We start from the raw sequence: 1228 nt of genomic DNA on the forward strand, positions 1-1228 counted from the left end.
CGCAACGAGCCGTCGGAGCCGTAGACGACGTCGACCCGGTGCCCGCGCCCGGCGAGGGCCACGCTGTCCTGGACCGTGCACAGCTCCACACCCCCGACCGGGGCCAGGTACTGCGCGTCGGTCAGCACGTGCAGCGACGGGCTGACTGCGGCGCGGCCGGTCCGCTCGTCACGAGCTGCCGGGGGGCTCTGGTGGAGCTCGATTCCCGGCTGCGGAAGGACGACGGGAGCGGCGGTCAGCGGCGCACGATCGGGACGGCCGAGCGGGTCGAGGCTCATCGGAGCCGCCACCTGCGGTGGTCCTGCTCCCGGCGTGCAGCACGCCCCGACGGCAGGTGACGGTCCACCCTCGGCCTCCCCGTGGCTCGACGACTCCAGAGGCCGGCGCGCAGGCCCTGCCGACCGCCTCCCCGCCGACGTTAACCCGTGGTTACACGGGGTGTCCCGTCTCCCCAGGCACGAGCAGGAGCCGTGCCACCCCGTCGGGTGAGATGCGGTGACCGACCGGCGCGCGTGCCGAGGAACCGAGGCGGATCCCGAACGGCGGGGACGTCAGGCTCGGAGGAGGTGGGGAAGCCGAGCAGCGGTGGGCGATCGGCGGGCGCGGTGCAGGACGTCCTCCAGCCCGGTCACGTGCGCGTCGAACGGGAAGTGCTCGTCGACGAACGCGCTGCACGCGCGGCCCAGGCCGGGGTCGGTCTGCCGCCAGTCGAGGACGGCGACGAGCCGCTCGGCGAGCTCCGCCGGCGAGCGGGGCGCCACCAGGAACCTGCTCATCTCCCCGAACAGCACCTCGGGCACCGACGCGATGCGGGACGCCACCACGGGACGCCCTGTCGCCAGCCCCTCGAGCGCGACCCTCCCGAACGTCTCCTCCGTCTCGGTCGGGAAGGCGATTGCGTCGCTGGCGTGCAGGAAGGGGACGACGTCTGGGGTGGCCGGGAAGACCCGGTAGGACGCCGGGTCGAGCCGGGCCATCTGCTCCACCACCACAGGCGCCCGCACGGGCCGGTCGGAGAGCGAGTCGACCAGTACCAGGAGGGCGTCGGGGACCAGCTCGCGCACCCGCTGCCAGGCCGCCAGCAGCGTGTGCGCACCCTTCTCCGCGCTCATCTGCCCGTAGCAGAGGACGATGGGCACGTCCTGCGGGAGGTCCAGCTGGCGTCGCGTGCGGGCCCGCGCCTCCTCCCCGCCGTACGGATAGGCACCCGGGGGCAGCGCGTTGTGGA

The 1228-nt window shown here is 74.2% G+C and carries 2 protein-coding genes; both read right to left on the minus strand.

The genetic code is table 11. From position 1 onward, the window contains the following. Positions 1-278, minus strand: a 278-nt coding sequence (locus tag FN207_RS26045) for a hypothetical protein (protein ID WP_142461362.1), incomplete at its 3' end; no start/stop codon positions are given. 273 nt (positions 279-551) lie between these two features. Further along, the coding region (locus tag FN207_RS26050) for a glycosyltransferase family 4 protein (RefSeq protein WP_142461363.1) at positions 552-1228 on the minus strand (677 nt) is incomplete at its 5' end.

This window comes from Geodermatophilus aquaeductus (genome assembly GCF_900182545.1).
Lineage (GTDB): Bacteria > Actinomycetota > Actinomycetes > Mycobacteriales > Geodermatophilaceae > Geodermatophilus > Geodermatophilus aquaeductus.